Here is a 21,065-nt window from a genome sequence, read left to right as displayed (position 1 = left end):
ATTAGCTACCACAACAGTTCCCTTTTCGAAAATTCATAGAAGAGTTATTTCTGCCCTTTTGCTGTCCCTACAGGCTCAATCGGATGCGGAGCCTTGGCACCTCCTGGGGCGCGCCACCCTCCTTCACCGTCATACTCCATCTGTGGACACCTCCAGTTCCCATCGCCCTTCGTAATCGGCTCACGTGCAATAACGCGGTGATACGGCTCCAATCCCGCGTTATCCTGCTTCACCATGTCGAGAGTCAGCGTGCCGGATCGATGGTTTGGATCGGGTCGCCCGACGACCACGTTCGGTTCCGTGAATTGCGGCGGAAATTCTTCAAGGGAGATGCGCCGCCAGTCCTTGCCGTCATGCTTGAAAAAGACATAGGGCGGATTAGGGCGTCCCCAATAGTTGTAAGCAATGCAGCCGGCGGGCGAGGTGGCCAGATAGGGAATGCCATTGATGAAATCGATGAGCATCAGTATCAGGCTTGGGCCTTCCGGAGGCGTGCGAAAACCGGTTTTCCAGATAAGCGTTCGATCGCCTCCCAGCACGGGAATACTCCAGACCTCCTCCAGAACCCGCTTTTCCCGACTGTCCAGTGTCGGACGACTGCCATAGCTTTGTGATCGCTGCACCACGATCTTCGCCCCGTCGTGGAGCAGCACCTCTTCCTTCCAACTCGTGCCATCCAATCCGAACCAGCCCGCCATTGCATTCATGCCCACCCCCATCGTCAGAATTAGCGTCAGTGATTTCAGCAAAGTAGCCTTGTTCATGCCGCTGCCCTCAATTCGCCGTCATTCCTCGCTTTCCAGCCAGGACTGACTTTTTTCCACAGCACCCGCATGCCATCGGCGAACAGGAACAATTCGTCGCCCGCGCCACCGTAAATGATGTCGCTTCCGCCGCCCAGGTCTACTTCGAGGCTGCGCAAGTAATACGGCCCAGAGACTTGGAACGACCGTGACCCCGTGCCCACGGTCCAGGAACCGGTATTCGCCTTGTCCCTTTCAAACACGACAAAGCGAGTATCGAAGCCATTGCCGTGGTCGTAGAAGAAGTCGACGTCCGTGGTCTTGCGATCCTGGTTGCCGACCAGCACATCGTCGCCGGCACCACCGAGCATCAGGTCGCCTCCCCCACCGCCCAGCATCACGTCGTGCCGATTGCTCCCGGCCAGGGTGTCATTGCCCTGGCCGCCGAAGAGCGCGTCGCCGATCTTGTCTTCGACGCCTGCACTGCCAAAGTCCTTGAGGCTTTTCAATCCAGCTAGGTCGCTTTCTTCGTCGGCATGCAGGGTATCGTTGCCGGCTTCGCCCATCAGGTAGTCCTGATAGCCCTGTTCAGCAACTTGCTCGCCGCCCACGACCACATCGTCACCGCCGCGTGCCTGTACCCAGTCGTTGCCTCTTTTTGCTTGGATGTGGTCGTTGCCGGCACTGCCAAATAGTTCATCGGTATAGGTATAACCTTCTGGCATTTCCCTCTCTTCGCCGATGACGTTGCCCAGATCGTCGTATTGGATGCTGGCCCCGGAGTCGAACCCGATCGGCACCAAGTCTCCAATGATTTCTCTGTCTGATAAGGGGGCAACCCCCGGTTTGTCTTCGAGCTGGATGCCGAAAGGGGAGGCAGCGAAGTCGCCTGGGGAGGTCTGCCTGCTCAGGATCACCTGCGTGCCGTCGGAGAACTTGAGGGTGGCTGCCCCGCTGTCGAAGTCGAGGGTGATGCCTTCTTGTCCGGCGTTGCGGTAAGTTTTGCCATCGCCCTGTTTCAGGAAGCTGCCGGCCAGGATATGGCCTTGCCACAGCAGCACGCCGCTGTCGTCTTCGATATGGTCGGTGCCGCTTTGTGCATTCAGGCGGTAAACGTCCCGGCCGTCGCCGCCGACAAGGGTGTCGTCTCCTTCCCCACCGTCAAGCAGATCCATGCCAGCACCGCCGTAGAGTTTGTCGGTATCAGCCTCGCCCAGCAGAGTGTCGTTGTCGGCGCCGCCATACAGGGTGTCGTCGCCGGCTTCGCCTTGCAGGACGTCCGAACCAAGTCCGCCGAGCAGCAAGTCGTTGCCTTCGCCAGCGGCGAAAATATCTCCCTGGGCGCCGCCGAGGACGAGGTCGGCGGCGCTTCCCGTAGCGTTACCTTGTAGGCCTTTCTCGCCAAGCGCAGCGTTCCAGCGAACTTTCTCGGCGGTGAATTCCATGAAGGCATCTTCGGGTTGGGGGTATGCCGCGCCCACGTCGACTGGGATCATGCCGCGCGCGGCTTCGAGCAACTTTTCGTAGCCGAGGATCGCGCCGAGTTCCACATTTTCGTTGCCCAGCGGTTTGGTCAGGTCGAACTGGATGCCGGCAGGTAGCTGTTGGAAAAAATACTCCTTGGTGTCGCTTTGTTGGTAGTAGTGCTGCAGGGCGACACCGATCAGCGCCTTCACTATCGGGGTGGAAAGGAAGTTGCCCTCGCCTCCGGCCAATCGGCCCAGATCAGTACCGAAGCGGTCGAGCATGTCGTCCTTCGTTATGCCATCCGCTCCGAATTGGTGGCGTAGCAGGTGGCGGAGCAGGTCTTGTTTACTATCATCGCTCTGATCTGTCCCAAATAAATTTGTATCCAGCATCTGTTCGACCAGACTCGGGAGTTTCTGCATGATCTCAAGAAAACTTGGGGATTCCAGTGCGGCCATCAGTAGTGTCATGGAATGAAGATTGATAGCTCCGGCGGTACTCTCACCTTTATCAACTTCATGACCTGCACCCACCAGCGTGCTGACAGAGGTTCGCAGGGGGCTTAATACTTCGCCTTCTATTGAGTAATGGTTGATGTTGTATTCCCGGCTGAGCGCAAGCAGACCACCGGATAAGGAGTAACTGGTAAAGGCTGCATCGCTGATGCCGCGAGTGCTCATGAACTGATTGACTGCAGCCAGAACAACTGGCGATAGCGCTGCCAATTGAAATGGAGCTTCGTCGAAGGTCGTGGCCGGTTTGTCGAAATACACCGCCATCAAAGATGCCAGGCCGCCGCCCAGTGAATGGCCGGTAAAACTGAAATTGGTGTCTGGATACGTCGCCCTGAAAGCCTGGTAGTAGGCAACGGCCTCGGTAACTTGATAAAAGAATGGGGATAGACCAAGTCCGATCGACCAATTCGCTATATCGTTCAGGTCATTGGTACCGGTGTAAGCAATGACGATATCGTTGCCTTTACGGTAAGCGCCAGCCGAAAACCCTGTGGTTCCGCTTTGATCTGGTTGCCAGTCGAGTTCGGTCCAACCGGCGGGGATTCCCAATTTATTCTTGTTTGATGCCGCGTACACAACCGCCGCCAGTTGTGCATATTCGATCCGTTCGGCCATAGCATTGCTCCTTCAGTAATCGTTTTGAATGTAGTCATCCACTGCAAATGACGCGGCGAGGGCCAACTTGCTTGAGTGTGCGGAAATAACGGATATCTGCGTTATCGCGGTTCTTAGTCGCTATGTCGACGAACGAAGGCATAGATGGGCCGCTTTTTAGATAGAGATTTGTTGCTTGCTTAGCGAATGCATCTGGGAGCTTCTCTTTAATCCAACTACCGTTTTGAAAGCTATATTTTGAATAAACCTCGCATCCCTCTGAGATTGGGTTGATGGTCAGTATTACAGGCTGTTCGGCCACGATATCGAGCACCAAAGGACTTTCCGGAAATTGCCTCGAGTCAGATTTTGATGACCGCCATTCCACCCGCTGACCAGACCCCAAAGGAAATTCAAACCGTATCCGCCGCTCCTTTGGCGTAGAACCGCTTCCGCCGTGAGCCAGGTCATCCCCACCGGAAACCCGCACCGTCTCTCGCTCCACCACAATGACCCGCCCGTCGCTGAGTTGTACTTCCTCTTGCCAGGTAACGGTCATGCCGCAGCCGCCAAGCAGGAGCATCGCTATCGAGATCAGCCATCGGCTCAACGCATTCTTCATTCCGTCACCCTCCATTTCCCATCATTCGCCCCCGTTCCACTGGGACTGACTTTTCTCCACCGCCCCGGCATCACATCGTGGCGATTGCTCCCAGCCAGGGCGTCATTGCCCTGGCCGCCAAAAAGTTCCTCGCCGATCTTGTCTTCGACGCCGGCGCCGCCGAATTCCGTGAGGTTTTTCAGTCTGGTCAGGTGGCTTTCTTAGTCGGCATGCAGGGTTTCGTTGCCGGCACCGCCAAATAGTTCATTGGCATAAATATAGACTTTTAGCATTTACCTCTCCTCGCTGATGAAATTGCCCGAATCGTCATATTGGACGCTGGCCCCTGAGTCGAAACCGATCGGTACCAAGTCTCCAATTATTTCTCTGTCCGATGGGGGGCAACCGCCGGTTTGTCTTCGAACTGGATGCTGAAAGGGGCGGCAGCAAAGTCGCCCGGGGAGGTCTGGCTGCTCAGGATCGCCTGCGTGCCATCGGCGAACTCGAGGGTGGCCGCCCCTCTGTCGAAGTCGAGGGTGATGTCTTCTTTCCCAGCGTAACGGTAGGGCTGGATGGCGAGACTGGCGATTAGCACGTCGCGCCAGATCATTTTGTGGCGCAGCAGTTCAGGGATGAACCAAGAAAAGCGGAAGGGTTTGCCGGCTTTGCCGTCCTCCGGTGCCCGGCTGAGCGATGCGCCGACTGACTCGCTGACCAGTGGCTCGGCTTCGGCCGCCAGCAACATGAGCGGCAAACACTGCGCGCGAGCGATTTCGGCTGAGAGCGGTTCGGGGCTGGCCTGGCCGGGGTATGGCCGCCGTGTTTGACGATCAGTGCTGGCGGGAGACTGGAAATAGTTTCAGTCGGGACGAGTTCTGGAATGGTGCTGATGGGCTGTAGCCCAGTTTTCGCCTCCGGCAGGAACACCACCGCCGGCAGCGGCAGACTCGACCAATCCTCCTCGGGCCACTCGGCTAGCCCGGCCTTGAGTCCCAGCGCTTCGAGCGCCTCAAGCAGGGAAGGGAAATCAAACGGTGGCGCAAAGCGCTGCAGTACCAGCGCAGTGTCGAAAGACCGGCGGTAAAAGCCGGCCAGACTGCCCAGTAACCACAGAGCCGATGCTGTATCAAGCTGCACCGGTGAATGGGCCGTCATTTCCTGCTGCGCTATCAGCATGTTCATTGTTCTTTCGTGTTATTTATTTGTTATATACACATCATTGACTCACATGATATTTTTAATGTCAATGGAGTATTGCGCGACCGGATGCCGCACAAGTGCCGCGTCGCTTGGGAGTCAGCGTCCGAACATGGAATAGGCGATGAACCGGAGACTATTTGGCCGGACTGCCGCTACGCACTATCGGCACTGCGGGCACCGATGGTCTCTGATTGTTTCAGGGAAAATAGGGGATAGACCACGATTCATTTTGAATAACCCCTGATCTTGCGGTCGACTGCAAGAATGAGGCATTTTCCGGGCGTGGAAAATCGTGCTCCCTCCCCGACTATGCAATGCGACCAATCGGGCAACGCAGCGAAATTCCATAAAAAATCCCCGCCCGGCTCGCCACCGGCGGGGATCACTTCAGCCGCACCTGGACACTGCCGGCACGATCTCAAACAGCGGCGGCCCTAGATCTGGCCGCCCTCGTTGAGCTGCGGCAGCGGGGCGCGCAGGCCGCCGAGGAGGAAGGACATCAGGCGCGGCAGCAGGTGGTCGAGGCGGTCCATGGTCGCTTCGTCCTCGATCTGCCAGTCGGTGACCAGGCGCAGGGCGTCGGTGCCGGCGATGGCGTAGGAGGTGGCGCCGAGCATGAAGTGGAAGCGCCAGACGATTTCTGCCTTGGGTACGTCGGGCAGCGCCTTGAACAAGGCTTCCTTGTAGCGTTCGACGACGGTGCGGTACTCCTGCGCGAGGAAGGTGCGGATGAATTCCGACGGTTCGGTCAGCGTGCGGCCGAGCAGGCGGAGGAAGGTCATGCCGCCGCGCGCTTCGTCGTCGGCCATGCGCAGCAGGGTGCCGAAAAAGCCATCGACGATCTGCGAGGGCTTCAGCGGCCGCCCGGCAGCCTCCTGTTCGAGTTCGTCGAGAACCCGCATCCGTTCGTCGTTGAGCCAGTCGAGACGCCGCCGGAAGACTTCCTGCATCAGCGACTCTTTGGAGCCGAAGTGATAATTCACCGCCGCCAGGTTGACCCCGGCCTCGCCGGTGATCTGCCGCATCGAGGTGCCTTCATAGCCATGGGCCATGAACAGGCGCTCGGCGGCGTCGAGAATGCGTTCGCGGGTATCCGTGTTACGGCTTTCGCCAGCCCGGGATTCAGCCACAGCCAGACTCCAAATTCATACGTTTGTTTAAATCCTACGAGAGGGCCTCAATTTACGCAAGCCGCCACCCCGCCGAAGAAGGCGCAAGGATCAATGATTCAACCGCCAACTGCAAGCCCCTGCTTAAAAAAATCCCCGCTATCGCCTACACTTAGCGTAAGGCATTTGCTTTGGAGCAGATCATGAGCATCGATTCCATCACCACCGGTTCAGGCACGGGCGCTTACGGCAGCACCCAGGTCAGTCGCGCCGACGCCGCTCAGGAAGCCCGCAACGCCGAACGTGTGCAAGCCCGCCAGGCCGAGCAGAAGGCCGAGCGCCAGGAGAACGAACAGGCGGCCAAGCCCAAGCCGGTGACCAATGCGCTTGGGCAACAAACCGGCACACTGATCAATGTCACCGCCTGATTCTTTCCCGCTGAACTTTCCGCCCCCTGCCCCCACCCCGCGCCCAGCTTATCTGTAGCCCCGGATCATGGACTTTTCCACCACCTCCGCGACCAGCAGCAATTACTCTGCCAGCGCCGCCCAATTCCAGCGCCGCCAGGCCGAACAGGCGGCCCGGCAGGCCGAGTTGCGGGCCGACACGCTGCAGCGCGAAGCCGCCAGCGCCCGCAAGGACGCCGATGCCTCCGAACAGCGCGCCGACAGCCTGCAGCAACAGGCCGGCGCCGCCAATGACGAAGCCCGCGTCGTCCGCCAGGGCTTGCAGACCGGGACGCGCTTCCAGCAACTGGGCGATCAACTGGAGCAGACCACTACCCGCCTGGCCAATGCTGTCACCGAAGCTGCCGCCGGCAGCGCGACGGCGGCAGCCCCCCGCCCGACGATCAACAGCAGCGGCCAGGTGACCGGTCAGTTGATCAACGTGACGGCCTGAGTTCTCCCTCTCCCGCCAGCACATCCGTCCCTGCCAGACTGCCCCGCAAGGCGCAGTTCCCCGCCCCCGTAGCCGCCATCACCCTTACCTGCCGAACATGGCCATAGCCCGGCCGGCATGGCCTCTGGTATCTTTCAGCCCTTTCCCGGCCCTCAGCGGCCTTGTTTGAAGGAGGCGGGCACGTGCTCACGAATCACTGGTGCGCATCGGTTGATGCGACGATCCAATTGCGGACCGGCTGCAATCCACTGGAACAGCATGGACCGCAGGCCGTGCAGGTACACGCGGATGCCTGGGCACCGCTGGCTGCAGTGGCCGATCCGCACCGGATCGAGGATGTAGTCGATTACGAGGTGATCTACCTGGCGATCCGAAAACTCGAAACCGATCCGCACCACATCTGCCTGGAAACCAGCATCCTCAAGGTGATGGACGCGATTTTCTCGATGCCCATCGTCACCCAGGCGGCGGTTTCGATGCACAAGCCGCATGTCTATAACGGCGGCGGCACGCCGGCGATTTCGCTCAACCTGACCCGCGCCGCCTGGCAGGCGCTGCCGCGATGATCGCGGCGATCAGCGCGGTCGCCGCCAACGGCATGATCGGCCGCGACCACTGGCTGCCCTGGGACATTCCGGAAGAACTCGCCTACTTCGAGGCCACCGTGGCCGGTGCCGCGCTGGTGATCGGGCGGCTGACCTACGAGTCGATGGACGTGGTGCCGGCCGACTGTTTCATCGTCACCCGCCAGCTGGATTTGCCGCTGCGCCCCGGCTGCCACGCCTGCGCCACAGTCGAGGACGCTTTACGCCGGGCAGTCGCCACCGGCAAGCCGGTGTTCGTGCTCGGCGGCGCCTCAATCTACGCCGCCGCCTGGCCTTACTGCCAGCGCTTCTACCTGACCCGGATCGCCGCTGCCTACCCCGGCGACACCCTGTTCCCGGCTGAAATCCCGCTCGCCGACTGGCGCATCATCAGCGACCGCAGCGCCACCTACGTCGAACGCCACAGCGGCCAGCCGGTGATTTGCCGCTTTCTGCAGTACGAACAGGACGCGCCAAAGCCACTGTAAATCCATACACAATCATCCGGGCGGCCAGCCCCCGGGTGATTGCGACGGCTGCCGTGCCCCCTTGCCAGCCGTCGCACCAATGCCCAAGCAGCCGACGCGGCTTCGCACCACCATCAGCACCGGCTAAAACGGCAAATGGAGTTTTCCTGTGACGATTCGGCCGGCCAAACTGCCGGACACCTGGAAACTGGCTGGCGGGGTGGGCAAGTGGCGGAGATTGCCACCGGCGATTTTTGCCCTCGCCCACGGTCGACCGTAAAAACAGGCCAAAAACCACGCCCCCGTTACTGTCATGCCAACCAGGCCGCACATGGACCGCCGGTTTTACCGGCAGTCTGCGCTGGCGCAGGCGAAACGAGAGCAAGCTTCTGCGCGCGGGGCAAGACTGGGGCTTGCGCGCCTCAGCGCCGGCTGCGGGCGATCTGGCGCGATAGCGCGATCAGCGGCAGGATGCCGACCGCGACGATGGCCAGCGCCGCCGTCGAGGCTTCGGCCAGACGCTCGTCGGAAGCCAGCGTGTAGGCTTGAGTAGCCAGCGTGTCGAAGTTGAACGGACGCATCACCAGCGTCGCCGGCAATTCCTTCATCACATCGACGAAAACCAGCAGGCCAGCGGTCAGCAGGCTGCCGCGCAGCATCGGCGCGTGCACCCGGCGCAGGGTTTCGCCCTGCCCCAGCCCCAGGCTACGCGCCGCGTCATCCATGTTCGGGGTGATCTTGGCCAGGCTTGATTCGACGGTATGCAGCGCGACGGCGAGGAAGCGCACCAAGTAAGCGTAGATCAGCGCGGCGATGCCGCCGGTCAGCAACAGGCCGGGATTGACTCCGAACCAGGCCTGCGCAGCACTGGCCAGCCAGGTGTCGAGGCGGGTCACCGGAATCAGCACGCCAACCGCGATCACCGCGCCGGGCACGGCGTAGCCGAGACCGACCAAGCGGTTGAGGATATTCGCCAGCGGGTTTTTCGAGAGGCGGGCGCCGTAGGCCAGCAGCAACGCCAGAAAAACCCCGATCAGCGCGGTCAGCCCGGCGAGGACGAAGCTGTTGCGGGCGAGCAGTACGAAGCGTTCGCCAAACTGCGCATCGCCTTCAACCAGCGCCATCTTGAGCAACAGCCCGGCCGGCAGCAAAAAGCCGAACAGCAGCGGCAGCAAGCAGGCGGCGACCGCCAGACCGGCGGCCAGGCCTTGCAAGCGGCTACCGGTCAGCGGCCGATTACGGCCGGTGGTGTTGTGATAGCGGGCGCGTCCGCGCGAGACCCGCTCCAGCAGCAGCAGGCCAAGGACAAAGGCGAGCAGCATCGCCGCCAGCTGCGCCGCCGCCACCCGGTCGCCGAGCGAGAACCAGGCGCGGTAGATGCCGGTGGTGAAGGTCTGCACCGCAAAGTAAGCGACCGTGCCGTAATCGGCCAGGGTTTCCATCAAGGCCAGCGCGATGCCGGCGACCAGCGCCGGCCGGGCCAGCGGCAGCGAGACTAAAAAGAACGCGCGCCACGGCCCCAGCCCCAGCGTCCGCGCGGCTTCGAGCATGCCACTGGCGCGTTCGAGAAAGGCGGCGCGGGCGAGCAGATAGACATAGGGATAAAGCACGCAGACGAACATCAGCATCGCACCGGGCAGGGTGCGCACGTCGGGAAACCAGTAGTCGCCGTAGTTCCAGCCAAAAGCCTCGCGCAGCGCGCTTTGCACCGGCCCGACGAACTGCAGGAAATCGGTATAGACATAGGCCAGCACGTAGGCCGGCATCGCCAGCGGCAGCACCAGCGCCCATTCGAAAATGCGGCGGCCGGGGAAATCGTGCATCGCCGTCAGCCAGGCAGTGGCGACGCCGACGGTGCCGACCCCGAGGCCGACGCCGAGACAGAGCCACAGCGAATTGGCAATGTAGTCGCCAAGCACGGTGGCGGCGAGATGGCTCCAGGTTTCGCTGGTGCCGCCGACCAGCAGGTTGAGACCGACGCTGACCACCGGCAACGCCGCCAGCGCCGCCACGGCAATGGCAAAGAGCAACAGGAAAGAATTGGCGGAACGGGTGGTCTGGGCTGGGCGCTGCATTATCGGCGATGCATGGGCGTAAATGCGAATTATAATCGCCGACCATGGCACAACTAGAACTGAATGACGTCGTTCAGCAATACGGCAAGCAGACCGTCGTCAATGGCGTGAATTTTCACCTTGAAGCCGGTCGCATCGCTTGCCTGCTCGGCCCTTCGGGCTGCGGCAAGACCACCCTGCTGCGCTGCATCGCCGGTTTTGAGGAAATTGCCGGCGGTGAAATCCGCCTGCACGGCGAGGCGGTCAGCCGCGCCGGCTTCCGCGTGGCGCCGGAAAAGCGCCGGATCGGCATGGTCTTTCAGGATTACGCGCTGTTCCCGCACCTCACCGTCGAACAGAACGTTGCCTTCGGCCTCGGGCGCAAGCCGGACGAAGCGGCCTGGCTGCGTGTCCGCCAGTTGCTGGCCACGGTCGGCCTGAGCGGGCGCGGCGCGCATTACCCGCACGAACTTTCCGGCGGCCAGCAGCAGCGCGTCGCGCTGGCCCGTGCGCTGGCGCCGCGACCGGAGCTAATCCTGCTCGACGAGCCCTTTTCCAACCTCGATGTCGGCCTGCGCGAGCGGCTTTCGGTCGAGGTCCGCGAAATCCTCAAGCGCGAGGGCTCGACCGCGATCCTGGTCACCCACGACCAGAACGAAGCCTTTGCGATGGCCGATGAAATCGGCGTCATGCACGCCGGCTGCATCCAGCAGTGGGATACGCCGTACAACCTCTACCACCGCCCGAGCAACCGCTTTGTCGCCGACTTCATCGGCCAGGGCGTGCTGATCCAGGGCGTGGTCAGCAACGGCCGCGAAGTCGACACCGAACTCGGCCGCCTGCACTCCGACGTGCTGATCGAATGCAGCGAAACCTGCGTCAATTGCCACGATGGTTGCGCGGTCGATGTGCTGCTGCGCCCCGACGATGTGGTGCACGACGACGCCAGCCCCTTGCGTGCCGAAGTGCTGCACAAGGCCTTTCGCGGTGCCGACATTTTGTACACCCTGCGCCTGGGCAACGGCGCCGAAGTGCTGTCGCTGGTGCCGTCGCACCACAACCACGCGCTCGGCGAAAAAATCGGCATCCGCCCCGACGTCGACCATGTGATCGCCTTTGCCCGCCCCGGGGCAGCTGACTGCTGCCAGACGGCGGCCGCCTGAGCCGGAGAGGATGGGCGCGGCAATGCAAAACGGTTTTGCCGGATTTTCACGGTCGACCGTGAAAATCGGCCAATTGCCGCGCCAATGATCCCGCTACTCGCTCCGGACTCGCCTTTTCCGCCGCTGAGCGCCGCCAGCGACGAGTACGGCGGCCTGCTCGCCGCCGGCGCCGACCTCTCGCCAGCCCGCCTGCTCGACGCCTATCGGCGCGGCATCTTTCCCTGGGGCCGGCTCGAGGGCTACCCGCTGTGGTACAGCCCGGACCCGCGCATGGTCCTCTTTCCCGCCGAATTCCGCCTCAGCCGCTCCTTGCGCAAGACGCTGCGCAGCGGCCGGCTGAGCGGCGGCCAGCCCTTTCGGGTCGCCTGCGACGAAAACTTTGCCGGCGTGATCGGCGCCTGCGCCCAAACCCCGCGCCCCGGCCAGGACGGTACCTGGATCGACGACGCGATGCGCGCCGCCTATGTTGAGCTGCATGAACTTGGCTGGGCGCACTCGGTCGAAGTTTATGCAGAAGGCGATCTCGTCGGCGGGCTGTACGGTTTGGCGATCGGCCGCATGTTCTACGGCGAGTCGATGTTCGCGCACCGCGACAATGCCTCGAAGATCGCCTTCGCTTACCTGATCCGGCTATTGCAAACCCAAGACTTCGGCATGATCGACTGCCAGATGTACACCCCCCACCTCGCGTCGCTCGGCGGTCGCGAAATTCCCCGCGCCGACTTCGGCGCCCGGCTGCAGGCGCTGATCGGGCAAGGACCGGAGCAAAGCCGGTGGTCCTTCGCCCATCTTCCCGTCGAGTGGTAAGCATGGCCCTCCCCGACGACGCCCGCCTGCCCTGGTCACTGCTCAGCTTCTATACGACCTCGGCCTACCCTTGCAGCTACTTGCCCCGCCGCCAGGCTCGCTCGCAAGTGGCAACACCGAGTCACCTGATCAATCCTGACTTGTATAGCGCCCTGGTCCGCGAAGGTTTCCGCCGCAGCGGCCTGTACACCTATCGGCCGCACTGCGACCATTGCCAGGCCTGCATCCCGGTTCGCCTGCCGGTGGCCGAATTCAGCGCCAACCGCAGCCAGAAGCGGGCTGCGAAGCGGCATGCCGGACTCAGCGCCCGCGAAATGCCGCTGCGTTTCGACGATGCCCACTACGCGCTCTACAACCGCTACCAGCAGGCGCGCCACAGCGGCGGCGGCATGGACGAGGATAGCCACGAGCAATATGCGCAATTCCTGCTGCAAAGCCACGTCGATACCCGGCTGGTCGAGTTTTCGGAAAACGGCGTGGTGCGTATGGTCAGCGTCATCGACGTACTCGACGACGGATTATCTTCGGTGTACACCTTCTACGACCCCGACCTGCCCGGCGCCAGCTTCGGGGTGTACAACATCCTCTGGCAGCTAAGCCAGTGCCAGGCCATTGGCCTGCCCTATCTCTACCTCGGCTACTGGATCGCCGAATCGCGCAAGATGGCCTACAAGGCCAGCTTCCGGCCGCTCGAAGCCCTGCTCGACGGTCCGCAAGGCAAGACCTGGCAACCCCTCGATCCGGATCATCCTCCGCTCAAGCCGCCGCTTCCCCCTGCCTGAACCCCGATCTGAACACCACTCTTACTGTGCCGCAGCCGATGACTCCCCTCTCTACCGCCGCAACACCCCGCCGTCCTGCCCTGAGCCGCGCCCTGCTGCTTGCAGCCAGCCTCACCTTTCCACTGACCAGCCTGGCCGAGACCTGGCACTGCGGCCCCGACCGCCTCAGCATCGACTTTGGCGAAGCCGCCGATGGTCGCCCGCAGGCCACCCTGCGCTTTGCCGACGGCGAAGTCGTGCTGCCCCAGGTGCCAGCCGCCTCCGGCACGCTCTACCGCAATGAAGCGGTGCGCCTGCACGTCAAGGGGGATGAGGCGCTGTTTGAGGACGGACGCGGCAACCACCGCAACTGCCAGCGCGGCGAAATCGTGGCGGCGAGCAGCAGCTTCCTCGACGTCAGCGGCCAGATTGCCCACCACAGCCGTATCGCCCTGCCGGCGGACGCACAAATGATCGTTCAGGTAATCGACCGGCAGCGGCCGAAAAAACCGCTGACCCTGGCCGAAAAGCACTTCCGCCTCGGTGGCGCCCAGTCGCCCTTCCCGTTCGCCACCACCGTCGACCGCGATCTGCTCGGCACCAACCCCCAATTGGTCGTCCGCGCCCGCATCGAACGCCGGGGCAGTATTCTGCTGGCCGGGGAGCAGGCACTTGACCCGGCCCGACCCGACACCCTTGACCTGGTGCTGCAAGCGCCGGGAGGAAAATCCCGCCGCCAGGCTCGCGCCACCCCCTGAGCCGCCCGGTACGGGAGAAACGGCGGCCATCGCAGGATTTTCACGGTCGACCTTGTCGGCAGCAGTTTTTGCCGGCTCGCCCCGATCGCCTGCCCGCTGCCAACGATCCGGGCCCGTTTCGCTTAACGCGGCCTGCCCGCGCTCCGGTAGCGCGCCGTTAAAGCCCGATTACACACAGGGGAAAAGGCTGCGACACTTGGCGGCCCGCTTGACGGCGCCCCGCAGAGGGTGACGGCAAACACCGCAATAAATGCAAAAAAACAGTTAAAAATCAATCACCTAAATTTTCGCCCAAGTTTAGAGCAGAATAACAAAAACCTTTATCGGAGAGGGACTTAGCCCACCGCCCCCCACTTCACCCACAGAGTTATCCACAGAATTTGTGGATACTGCGACCGCGCCGGAGCTTGCCCCTCCTGTCGCCGGCGCTCAACAAGCCACCTCCTCGCCGCCGGCAACTGATCCACCAAGCCACGTCTTTTCGGGCGCCAGCGCAACCAGCGGCGACAACGGCAAAGTCGGGCCGGGGCGCAAAAAACCCGGCGTTATCGGCGATAATCGCGGTTTTGACTGACTGCACCGGAAGCTGCCCGTGAATGCGCCCGTGAATCCCCGCCTCGATCTGCTGCAACCCTATCCGTTCGAAAAGCTGCGCGCCCTGTTTGCCGGCGTGACGCCGAACCCGCTGTACAAGGAAATCAAGCTCTCCATCGGCGAGCCGCAACATGCGACCCCGGCCTTCATCATGGAGGCGCTGGCCAAGGGCCTGGGCGGCCTGGCCAATTACCCGGTCACCGCCGGCGTACCGGCGCTGCGCCAGGCGATCGGCCAGTGGTGCGCGCATCGCTACGAGATCGAACTCAACCCGGAAACCGAGATTCTGCCGGTCAATGGTTCGCGCGAGGCGCTGTTTTCCTTTGCCCAGACGGTGATCGACCCGAACCGGGGTTATACGCCCATCGTCGCCAGCCCCAACCCTTTCTATCAGATCTACGAAGGCGCGGCCTATCTGGCCGGCGCCGAGCCGCGCTTCCTCAACAACCTGCCGGGCAATGATTTCGCCTTCGATTACGCGCAGTTGTCGGAAGCCGAATGGCAGCGGGTGCAGCTGTTCTACGTCTGCTCGCCGGGCAACCCGACCGGCAAGGTGCTGTCGCTCGACGACTGGCAGACGCTGTTCGCGCTGTCCGACAAATACGGTTTCATCATCGCATCCGACGAGTGCTACTCCGAAATCTACTTTGACGAAAGCGAGCGCCCGATTGGCGGGCTGCAGGCGGCCAAGCTGCTCGGTCGCAGTTTCGACCGGCTGGTGATGTTCTCCAGCCTGTCCAAGCGCTCCAACGTACCCGGCATGCGCTCCGGCTTCGTCGCCGGTGACGCCAAGATCCTCAAGCAATACCTGCTCTACCGCACCTACCACGGCTGCGCGATGCCGCCGCCGGTCCAGACCGCGTCGATTGCCGCCTGGAACGACGAGGAACACGTCGCCGAGAACCGCCGCCTCTATCGCGAGAAGTTCGCGGCAGTGACGCCGCTGGTCGCCGAGGTGCTCGGCACCGCTCAGCCCGACGCCGGTTTCTACCTGTGGGCCAAGACGCCGATTGCCGATACCGAGTTCGCCCGTGGCCTGCTCGAACACTATAATGTGGTGGTTCTGCCCGGCAGCTTCCTCGCCCGCGAATCCGACGGCGTCAATCCCGGCGCCGGCTTCGTCCGCATCGCGCTGGTCGCCTCGCTCGAAGAATGCCTTGAGGCCGCCGAGCGTATCCGCGCCTTTTGCCGATCCCTATAACCAACGCCTCGCGCAAGCCAATGCGCAATTACTTGTTACAGAGAGCCCAACATGACCCATCCCCTGCAAAGCACCATTGACGACCTCTGGGAACGCCGCACCGAGCTGAACCCGCAATCGACCGAAGCGATCAAGATCATTGAATCGGTGATCGCCGACCTCGACGCCGGCAAGCTGCGTATCGCCGAGAAGGTAAATGGCGAGTGGATCGTCAACCAGTGGGCCAAGAAGGCCGTGCTGCTGTCCTTCCGCACCCGCGACAACCGCGTTCAGGAAGCCGGCGACGTGCGCTTCTACGACAAGGTCGATACCAAGTTCCAGGGCTGGAGCGAAGCACAGTTCCAGGCCGGCGGCTTCCGCGTCGTGCCCGGCGCCTTTGCGCGCAAGGGTTCGTTCATCGCCAAGAATGTCGTGCTGATGCCGTCCTTCGTCAATATCGGCGCCTACGTCGATGAAGGCACGATGGTCGACACCTGGGCCACCGTCGGTTCCTGCGCCCAGATCGGCAAGAACGTGCACCTCTCCGGCGGCGTCGGCATCGGCGGCGTGCTTGAGCCGATCCAGGCCGGCCCGGTGATCATCGAAGACAACTGCTTCATCGGTGCCCGCTCGGAAGTCGTCGAAGGCGTCGTGGTCGAAGAAAACTCGGTCCTCGGCATGGGCGTCTATCTCGGCCAGAGCACCCCGATCTACGACCGCGCTACCGGCGAAATCAGCTATGGCCGCGTGCCCAGCGGTTCGGTGGTGGTCAGCGGCAACCTGCCCAAGGGTGATGGCGCTTACAGCATGTACGCCGCGATCATCGTCAAGCGCGTCGATGCCCAGACCCGTTCCAAGACCAGCATCAACGAGTTGCTGCGTCCCTGAGTCGCGCCTGCGGCATGAATAACGGGCCGGGTGCGCAGCAGCGCCCCGCCCGTTTTTTGCTACTGCACGCTTCGCTTTCTTTCCCTTAACTCCAGCCAGCCCTCCGCCGCCATGATCCTCGACAAACTGTTCCAGTTGATGGCCGACAAGCAGGCCTCCGATATCTTCATCTCGGCCGGCGCGGCGATCCATATCAAGATCGGCGGCGTCTCGATGCCGGTGAACCAGCAGGTGATGGTTCCCGAAATGATCGAGAAAATGGCCTACGAACTGCTGACGCCGGCACAGATCCAGGTTTTCGAGGAAAAGCTGGAGATGAATCTGTCGGTCGGCATTCCCAATGTCGGCAACTACCGGATCAATATTTTCCGCCAGCGCGGCGCGGTGGCGATGGTGATCCGCTACATCCCGGCGACGATCCCGGCCTTGAGCGAACTCGGCGTGCCGGCGGTGCTGCCCGAACTGATCATGGAAAAGCGCGGCCTGATCCTGGTCGTCGGCTCGACCGGCTCGGGCAAGTCGACCACCATCGCGGCGATGCTCGATCACCGCAACACGCATTACTCGGGCCACATCCTGACCGTCGAGGACCCGGTCGAATTCCTGTTTACGCACAAGAAATCGATCGTCAACCAGCGCGAAGTCGGCCTCGATACCCTGGACTGGAACTCGGCGCTGAAGAGCGCGATGCGCCAGGCGCCGGACTGCATCCTGATCGGCGAAATCCGCGACAAGGAAACCATGCAGGCGGCGATTGCCTATGCCCAGACCGGCCACCTCTGCGTCGCAACGCTGCACGCCAACAACAGCTACCACGCGCTCAACCGGATCATCAGCTTCTTCCCGCTGGAGAACCGGCCGGCGCTGTTCCTCGACCTCTCGGTCGCACTCAAGGCGATCATTTCGCAGCGCCTGGTCAAGAAGCCGGACGGCAAGCGCGCGCCGGCCTGCGAAGTGCTGCTCAACACCCGCTACATCTCCGAACTGATCGAAAAAGGTGAGGTGCAGGAAATCAAGGAAGCGATGGAAAAAACCCTCGCCCCCGGTTCGCAGACCTTCGAACAGGACCTCTTCCGCCTCTACCGCGACGGCGTGATCAGCCTCGACGAAGCGCTGGCCAACGCCGATTCGCCGACCAACCTGTCGTGGCTGATCAACAACTCCGGCCAGAGCGCCGAACTCGCCGCCGACGCCCCCGCCCGGGAGCCGGGCAACAAGGGCGACGGCGCCTCGTTTGCCGAATTCAAGCTCGACCTGGCCGGGCCGAATTGAAGTCCGCCGGCCGCTTTTTGCCCGTATTCACGGTCGACCGTAAAAAAGACAAAAAACCTTCCCCAACCTGCTGGCCGCCTGGCGGCCAAGCCACCTGAACGAACCCAGCATGAGCGATCCGACCCTAGACCTCGCCCGCCAGATCATGTCCTGCCCGTCCGTGACCCCGGACGACGCCGGCTGTATGGAAATCTTTGCCCAGCGCCTGGCGCCGCTCGGCTTCCAGCTTGAACGCATCGACCGCAACGGCACCAGCAACCTGTGGGCGCGGCGCGGCACGGCCAAGCCACTGTTCGTCTTTGCCGGCCATACCGACGTGGTCCCGACCGGACCGCTGGAAAAATGGAGCAGCCCGCCCTTCGCGCCGGAAGTGCGCAACGGCATGCTCTACGGACGCGGCGCCGCCGACATGAAATCCTCGCTGGCAGCGATGGTCACCGCCGTCGAAGCCTTTGTCACCGCCCACCCCGAGCATCCCGGCTCACTCGCCTTCCTGCTCACCTCGGATGAGGAAGGCGACGCCACCGACGGCACCGTCGCCGTGGTCGAGGCGCTCAAGGCACGCGGCGAACACCTCGACTACTGCATCATCGGCGAACCAACCTCGGTCAATACGCTGGGCGACATGATCAAGAACGGCCGCCGTGGCTCGCTCTCGGGCGTGCTGACGGTCAAGGGCATCCAGTGCCACATCGCCTACCCGGAAAAGGGTCGCAACCCGATCCACCAGTTCGCGCCGGCGCTGGCCGAACTGGCGGCGACCGAGTGGGATGCCGGCAACGAGTATTACCAGCCGACCACCTGGCAGGTCTCGAACATCCACGGCGGCACCGGTGCGACCAACGTCGTCCCCGGCCATGTCGAGGTCAAGTTCAATTTCCGCTTCTCCACCGCCAGCACGCCGGAAGGCCTGCAGCAGCGGCTGTGCGCGATTCTGGATAAGCACGGTCTCGACTACGAGATCAAATGGACGCTCGGCGCCCGCCCCTTCCTGACCGGCCGCGGCCCGCTGGCCGACGCCGCCAGCGCCGCAATCCGTGCCGTCTGCGGCATCGAAACCGAATTGTCGACCACCGGCGGCACCTCGGACGGCCGCTTCATCGCCGAAATCTGCTCGCAGATGCTGGAAATCGGCCCGGTCAACGAAACCAGCCACAAGATCGACGAATGCATCGCCGTCGCAGGCCTGCCGCTGCTGTCCACGGTCTACCGTCAAATTCTCGAAAAAATCCTGCTCTCCGCATGACTACGACTCTCCACACCGAACTCATCACCGTCCGCGACTGCCTGCGTTACGCGGTCAGCCGTTTCAACGCCGCCGAGCTGTTCTTTGGCCACGGCAGCGACAACGCCTGGGACGAAGCCGTGTACCTGACGCTGCACGCGCTGCACCTGCCGCTCGACCGGCTTGAACCCTTCCTCGACGCGCGCCTGCTGGCACACGAGCGCGAGGCGCTGGTCAAGCTCTACCACCGCCGCTGCGACGAACGCCTGCCAGCCGCCTACCTGACCCACGAGGCCTGGCTCGGCGACTACCGTTTCTATGTCGACGAGCGGGTGATCGTGCCCCGTTCCTTCATCGCCGAACTGCTCGAAGAACAGCTGTCGCCGTGGATCGAGGATCCGTGGGCAGTCGAATCGGCGCTCGACCTGTGCACCGGCTCCGGCTGCCTGGCGATCCTCACCGCGCTGACTTTCCCCAATGCGCAGGTCAACGCCGTCGACCTGTCGGAAGATGCGCTCGCCGTCGCCGCCAAGAACATCGCCGACTACGGCCTCGAAGATCGCGTCGAGCGCGTCCATTCCGACGCCTTCAGCCAGCTCGCCGGCCGCCGCTACGACCTGATCATTTCCAACCCGCCCTACGTCAATGCCGAGTCGGTCGCCGCGCTGCCGCCGGAATACCTGCACGAGCCGGAAATGGCCCTCGGCTCGGGCGAGGACGGCCTCGACTTCACCCGCATCATCCTCGCCAATGCCAAGCGCCACCTCAATCCGGGCGGCATCGTCGTGGTCGAGATCGGGCACAACCGCGACGAACTCGAAGCGGCCTACCCGCAGCTGCCGTTCACCTGGCTCGACACCCGGGCCGGCGACCAGTACGTGTTCATGCTGCGTTACGAAGAACTGCCGGACTGAAAATTCAGGCTACCGGCAGTCGACCGTGAACACCGCATCGGGACGGCGGCCGACAGCCGCCTCCTGATTTTTTCCGTTGGGTCGTCGCTGCCGCTGCCCGGTTGCGGGGTGCCGCCGTGGCTGCCGCGCCACTGGCCGCCCCCATTACCGATCCGCTGATCGCCCCCGCCGTTCCCCTCTTTCCCTGGCCGCTACCGCATGTCGACGCTCTACTCCCTGCCCAGCCCCTTTGACCTCGAAACCGGCACCGTGCTGCTGCACGAACCGGCCTGGGCACGTGCCGGCGAATTGCGGGCGCAATTGCTCGACGAAAGCTACGGCAAGCCCTTCGTCATCGACGACGGCAAGGCGCGCTACCTCTACTTCAGCGTCCGCCTGATGCAGAGCGAGATGTCGCTCAAGGCCCCGCACGACCTGGCGCTCAAATACACGCAGAAAATGCTCGCCGGCCTGCTCTTCCTGCCGCGCCCGAAAAACCTGCTGCTGATCGGTCTCGGCGGCGGCTCGCTGGTCAAGTTCTGCCATCGCCGCCTGCCCGGTACCCGGATCGTCGCGGTCGAGCTCGACGCCGACGTGATCGCCTTCCGCGATACCTTCATGGTCCCGCCCGACGACGAGCGCCTAAGCATCGTGCACGGCGACGGCGCCGAATACCTGGCGCAGGCGGAAAAAGGTATCGACCTGCTGCTGGTCGATGCCTTCGACAAAACCGGCTTCGCCCCGGCGCTGGCCAACCGCGAGTTTTTCGCTAGCGCCTACGGCAAGCTCGCCGGCAACGGCGTGCTGGTGATCAATCTGGCCGGCGACGCCGAGAGCTACGCCGGGCTGATCGCGACAGCGATGGAAGTGTTCGACGACCAGGTGATCGTGACCTCGGTACCGGAAGACGGCAACCACATCCTCTACGCCTTCAAGGCCCGTCCCTTCGACCCGCGCTGGCGCTGGCTGCACGGTTTCGCCAAGGAGTTGCGCAGTCGCTTCGGGCTCGACTTCCCGACCTTTGCCGAAGAGATGGAACGCTCGATGAAACAGGGCATCGCCCGTCACAAGGCGCAGCGCGGCTACTAACGGCGCTGCAGCACCACTGCCGGCCCGGCCCCTGCGCCGTCCGCTTGTTCCAAACCGACGCCGCTGGCTTTGCCGTCGGCAGGGCGAGCGCATCACCGGCGGTTTTTCGTGCCGATCCACGGTCGACCGTGAATTTTTCCGGTTTTGCCTCTGCCCCCTGACTTCTTCCCCGGACGACGCCCCCCCGGGGATTGCAGGGGA

22 protein-coding genes are annotated in these 21,065 nt (G+C 62.8%); 15 read left to right on the top strand and 7 right to left on the bottom strand.

Going from position 1 to position 21,065, the window contains the following annotated elements; all coding sequences use genetic code 11:
• Positions 1-44: 44 nt before the first annotated feature.
• From VX159_RS05745 to VX159_RS05735, 3 genes are read right to left on the bottom strand one after another with little or no spacing between them, the layout of a single operon-like run.
• Positions 45-764, bottom strand: a complete 720-nt coding sequence (locus VX159_RS05745) for a hypothetical protein (RefSeq protein ID WP_371325017.1) — start codon at positions 762-764, stop codon at positions 45-47.
• Positions 761-3,340 (bottom strand): hypothetical protein, encoded by a 2,580-nt coding sequence (locus VX159_RS05740; protein WP_371325016.1) that lies wholly within the window; start codon positions 3,338-3,340, stop codon positions 761-763. The genes VX159_RS05745 and VX159_RS05740 overlap by 4 nt, the downstream gene beginning before the upstream one ends.
• Positions 3,341-3,374: 34 nt before the next feature.
• Positions 3,375-3,941, bottom strand: coding sequence for a hypothetical protein (locus tag VX159_RS05735; RefSeq protein WP_371325015.1), 567 nt, complete (start codon positions 3,939-3,941; stop codon positions 3,375-3,377).
• Between the two features lie 77 nt (positions 3,942-4,018).
• On the opposite strand from VX159_RS05735, the gene VX159_RS05730 reads away from it, so the two are divergent.
• A complete protein-coding gene (locus tag VX159_RS05730) occupies positions 4,019-4,183 on the top strand; it encodes a hypothetical protein (RefSeq protein ID WP_371325014.1) in 165 nt (54 codons plus the stop codon).
• A gap of 116 nt (positions 4,184-4,299) precedes the next feature.
• Here the strand turns inward: VX159_RS05730 and VX159_RS05725 are convergent, their stop codons facing one another.
• The 3 genes from VX159_RS05725 to VX159_RS05715 all read right to left on the bottom strand — a co-directional run bounded on the left by VX159_RS05725 (position 4,300) and on the right by VX159_RS05715 (position 6,256).
• Positions 4,300-4,530, bottom strand: coding sequence for a hypothetical protein (locus tag VX159_RS05725; protein WP_371325013.1), 231 nt, complete (start codon positions 4,528-4,530; stop codon positions 4,300-4,302).
• Entirely contained in the window at positions 4,527-5,102 is a 576-nt protein-coding gene (locus VX159_RS05720) for a hypothetical protein (RefSeq protein ID WP_371325012.1), read from the bottom strand. The genes VX159_RS05725 and VX159_RS05720 overlap by 4 nt, the downstream gene beginning before the upstream one ends.
• 452 nt (positions 5,103-5,554) lie before the next feature.
• Entirely contained in the window at positions 5,555-6,256 is a 702-nt protein-coding gene (locus tag VX159_RS05715; RefSeq protein WP_371325497.1) for a TetR/AcrR family transcriptional regulator, read from the bottom strand.
• Positions 6,257-6,432: 176 nt separating this feature from the next.
• On the opposite strand from VX159_RS05715, the gene VX159_RS05710 reads away from it, so the two are divergent.
• The 4 genes from VX159_RS05710 (at position 6,433) to VX159_RS05695 (ending at position 8,201) form a co-directional block, all read left to right on the top strand.
• A complete protein-coding gene (locus VX159_RS05710; protein WP_371325011.1) occupies positions 6,433-6,657 on the top strand; it encodes a hypothetical protein in 225 nt (74 codons plus the stop codon).
• A 67-nt stretch (positions 6,658-6,724) separates the two neighbouring features.
• Positions 6,725-7,129, top strand: coding sequence for a hypothetical protein (locus tag VX159_RS05705; RefSeq protein ID WP_371325010.1), 405 nt, complete (start codon positions 6,725-6,727; stop codon positions 7,127-7,129).
• Between the two features lie 182 nt (positions 7,130-7,311).
• On the top strand, positions 7,312-7,695 hold the full coding sequence (locus tag VX159_RS05700) for a dihydroneopterin aldolase (protein ID WP_371325009.1): 384 nt from the start codon (positions 7,312-7,314) through the stop codon (positions 7,693-7,695).
• Complete coding sequence (locus VX159_RS05695) at positions 7,692-8,201, top strand: dihydrofolate reductase (RefSeq protein ID WP_371325008.1); 510 nt, start codon at positions 7,692-7,694, stop codon at positions 8,199-8,201. Before VX159_RS05700 ends, VX159_RS05695 begins: the two co-directional genes overlap by 4 nt.
• 401 nt (positions 8,202-8,602) lie before the next feature.
• On the opposite strand, the gene VX159_RS05690 is transcribed toward VX159_RS05695, so the two are convergent.
• On the bottom strand, positions 8,603-10,255 hold the full coding sequence (locus tag VX159_RS05690) for an ABC transporter permease (protein ID WP_371325007.1): 1,653 nt from the start codon (positions 10,253-10,255) through the stop codon (positions 8,603-8,605).
• A 44-nt stretch (positions 10,256-10,299) separates the two neighbouring features.
• Here VX159_RS05690 and VX159_RS05685 point away from each other — a divergent pair, with 44 nt between their 5' ends.
• The 10 genes from VX159_RS05685 to VX159_RS05640 all read left to right on the top strand — a co-directional run bounded on the left by VX159_RS05685 (position 10,300) and on the right by VX159_RS05640 (position 20,864).
• Entirely contained in the window at positions 10,300-11,397 is a 1,098-nt protein-coding gene (locus tag VX159_RS05685) for an ABC transporter ATP-binding protein (protein WP_371325006.1), read from the top strand.
• 84 nt (positions 11,398-11,481) lie between these two features.
• Positions 11,482-12,204, top strand: a complete 723-nt coding sequence (gene aat, locus VX159_RS05680; RefSeq protein WP_371325005.1) for a leucyl/phenylalanyl-tRNA--protein transferase — start codon at positions 11,482-11,484, stop codon at positions 12,202-12,204.
• Between the two features lie 2 nt (positions 12,205-12,206).
• Positions 12,207-12,986: an arginyltransferase gene (locus VX159_RS05675; RefSeq protein ID WP_371325004.1), complete on the top strand. Its 780-nt coding sequence runs from the start codon at positions 12,207-12,209 to the stop codon at positions 12,984-12,986.
• A gap of 38 nt (positions 12,987-13,024) precedes the next feature.
• The gene (locus VX159_RS05670; RefSeq protein WP_371325003.1) at positions 13,025-13,723 is read left to right on the top strand and encodes a YbaY family lipoprotein; all 699 of its coding nucleotides are present in this window, start codon (positions 13,025-13,027) and stop codon (positions 13,721-13,723) included.
• Positions 13,724-14,327: 604 nt separating this feature from the next.
• On the top strand, positions 14,328-15,518 hold the full coding sequence (gene dapC, locus VX159_RS05665) for a succinyldiaminopimelate transaminase (protein ID WP_371325496.1): 1,191 nt from the start codon (positions 14,328-14,330) through the stop codon (positions 15,516-15,518).
• Positions 15,519-15,569: 51 nt separating this feature from the next.
• Positions 15,570-16,385 carry a 2,3,4,5-tetrahydropyridine-2,6-dicarboxylate N-succinyltransferase gene (gene dapD / locus VX159_RS05660; protein ID WP_371325002.1) on the top strand — a complete coding sequence of 272 codons (816 nt, stop codon included), beginning with the start codon at positions 15,570-15,572 and terminating at the stop codon, positions 16,383-16,385.
• Between the two features lie 111 nt (positions 16,386-16,496).
• Positions 16,497-17,657, top strand: a complete 1,161-nt coding sequence (locus tag VX159_RS05655) for a PilT/PilU family type 4a pilus ATPase (protein WP_371325001.1) — start codon at positions 16,497-16,499, stop codon at positions 17,655-17,657.
• 109 nt (positions 17,658-17,766) lie between these two features.
• On the top strand, positions 17,767-18,903 hold the full coding sequence (dapE, locus tag VX159_RS05650; RefSeq protein WP_371325000.1) for a succinyl-diaminopimelate desuccinylase: 1,137 nt from the start codon (positions 17,767-17,769) through the stop codon (positions 18,901-18,903).
• Positions 18,900-19,796: a 50S ribosomal protein L3 N(5)-glutamine methyltransferase gene (gene prmB / locus VX159_RS05645; protein WP_371324999.1), complete on the top strand. Its 897-nt coding sequence runs from the start codon at positions 18,900-18,902 to the stop codon at positions 19,794-19,796. The genes dapE and prmB overlap by 4 nt, the downstream gene beginning before the upstream one ends.
• A 198-nt stretch (positions 19,797-19,994) precedes the next feature.
• Positions 19,995-20,864 carry a spermidine synthase-like protein gene (locus tag VX159_RS05640; RefSeq protein ID WP_371324998.1) on the top strand — a complete coding sequence of 290 codons (870 nt, stop codon included), beginning with the start codon at positions 19,995-19,997 and terminating at the stop codon, positions 20,862-20,864.
• Positions 20,865-21,065 lie beyond the last annotated feature (201 nt).

The sequence above is a fragment of the Dechloromonas sp. ZY10 genome, assembly GCF_041378895.1.
In the GTDB taxonomy this organism is placed as follows: Bacteria; Pseudomonadota; Gammaproteobacteria; order Burkholderiales; family Rhodocyclaceae; genus Azonexus; species Azonexus aquae.
Note: the sequence above shows the minus strand (reverse complement) of the source record. Positions and strands in the feature narration are given on the sequence as shown.

What these genes read in the sequence shown, in the direction of transcription:
- VX159_RS05745 (WP_371325017.1), bottom strand. Translation starts at nt 764, where the DNA reads ATGAACAAGGCTACTTTGCTGAAATCACTGACGCTAATTCTGACGATG.
- VX159_RS05695 (WP_371325008.1), top strand. Translation starts at nt 7,692, where the DNA reads ATGATCGCGGCGATCAGCGCGGTCGCCGCCAACGGCATGATCGGCCGC.
- VX159_RS05675 (WP_371325004.1), top strand. Translation starts at nt 12,207, where the DNA reads ATGGCCCTCCCCGACGACGCCCGCCTGCCCTGGTCACTGCTCAGCTTC.
- VX159_RS05705 (WP_371325010.1), top strand. Translation starts at nt 6,725, where the DNA reads ATGGACTTTTCCACCACCTCCGCGACCAGCAGCAATTACTCTGCCAGC.
- VX159_RS05740 (WP_371325016.1), bottom strand. Translation starts at nt 3,340, where the DNA reads ATGGCCGAACGGATCGAATATGCACAACTGGCGGCGGTTGTGTACGCG.
- VX159_RS05735 (WP_371325015.1), bottom strand. Translation starts at nt 3,941, where the DNA reads ATGAAGAATGCGTTGAGCCGATGGCTGATCTCGATAGCGATGCTCCTG.
- dapE (WP_371325000.1), top strand. Translation starts at nt 17,767, where the DNA reads ATGAGCGATCCGACCCTAGACCTCGCCCGCCAGATCATGTCCTGCCCG.
- VX159_RS05670 (WP_371325003.1), top strand. Translation starts at nt 13,025, where the DNA reads ATGACTCCCCTCTCTACCGCCGCAACACCCCGCCGTCCTGCCCTGAGC.
- VX159_RS05690 (WP_371325007.1), bottom strand. Translation starts at nt 10,255, where the DNA reads ATGCAGCGCCCAGCCCAGACCACCCGTTCCGCCAATTCTTTCCTGTTG.
- VX159_RS05640 (WP_371324998.1), top strand. Translation starts at nt 19,995, where the DNA reads ATGTCGACGCTCTACTCCCTGCCCAGCCCCTTTGACCTCGAAACCGGC.
- VX159_RS05725 (WP_371325013.1), bottom strand. Translation starts at nt 4,530, where the DNA reads ATGATCTGGCGCGACGTGCTAATCGCCAGTCTCGCCATCCAGCCCTAC.
- VX159_RS05720 (WP_371325012.1), bottom strand. Translation starts at nt 5,102, where the DNA reads ATGAACATGCTGATAGCGCAGCAGGAAATGACGGCCCATTCACCGGTG.
- aat (WP_371325005.1), top strand. Translation starts at nt 11,482, where the DNA reads ATGATCCCGCTACTCGCTCCGGACTCGCCTTTTCCGCCGCTGAGCGCC.
- VX159_RS05655 (WP_371325001.1), top strand. Translation starts at nt 16,497, where the DNA reads ATGATCCTCGACAAACTGTTCCAGTTGATGGCCGACAAGCAGGCCTCC.
- VX159_RS05685 (WP_371325006.1), top strand. Translation starts at nt 10,300, where the DNA reads ATGGCACAACTAGAACTGAATGACGTCGTTCAGCAATACGGCAAGCAG.
- prmB (WP_371324999.1), top strand. Translation starts at nt 18,900, where the DNA reads ATGACTACGACTCTCCACACCGAACTCATCACCGTCCGCGACTGCCTG.
- dapD (WP_371325002.1), top strand. Translation starts at nt 15,570, where the DNA reads ATGACCCATCCCCTGCAAAGCACCATTGACGACCTCTGGGAACGCCGC.
- VX159_RS05710 (WP_371325011.1), top strand. Translation starts at nt 6,433, where the DNA reads ATGAGCATCGATTCCATCACCACCGGTTCAGGCACGGGCGCTTACGGC.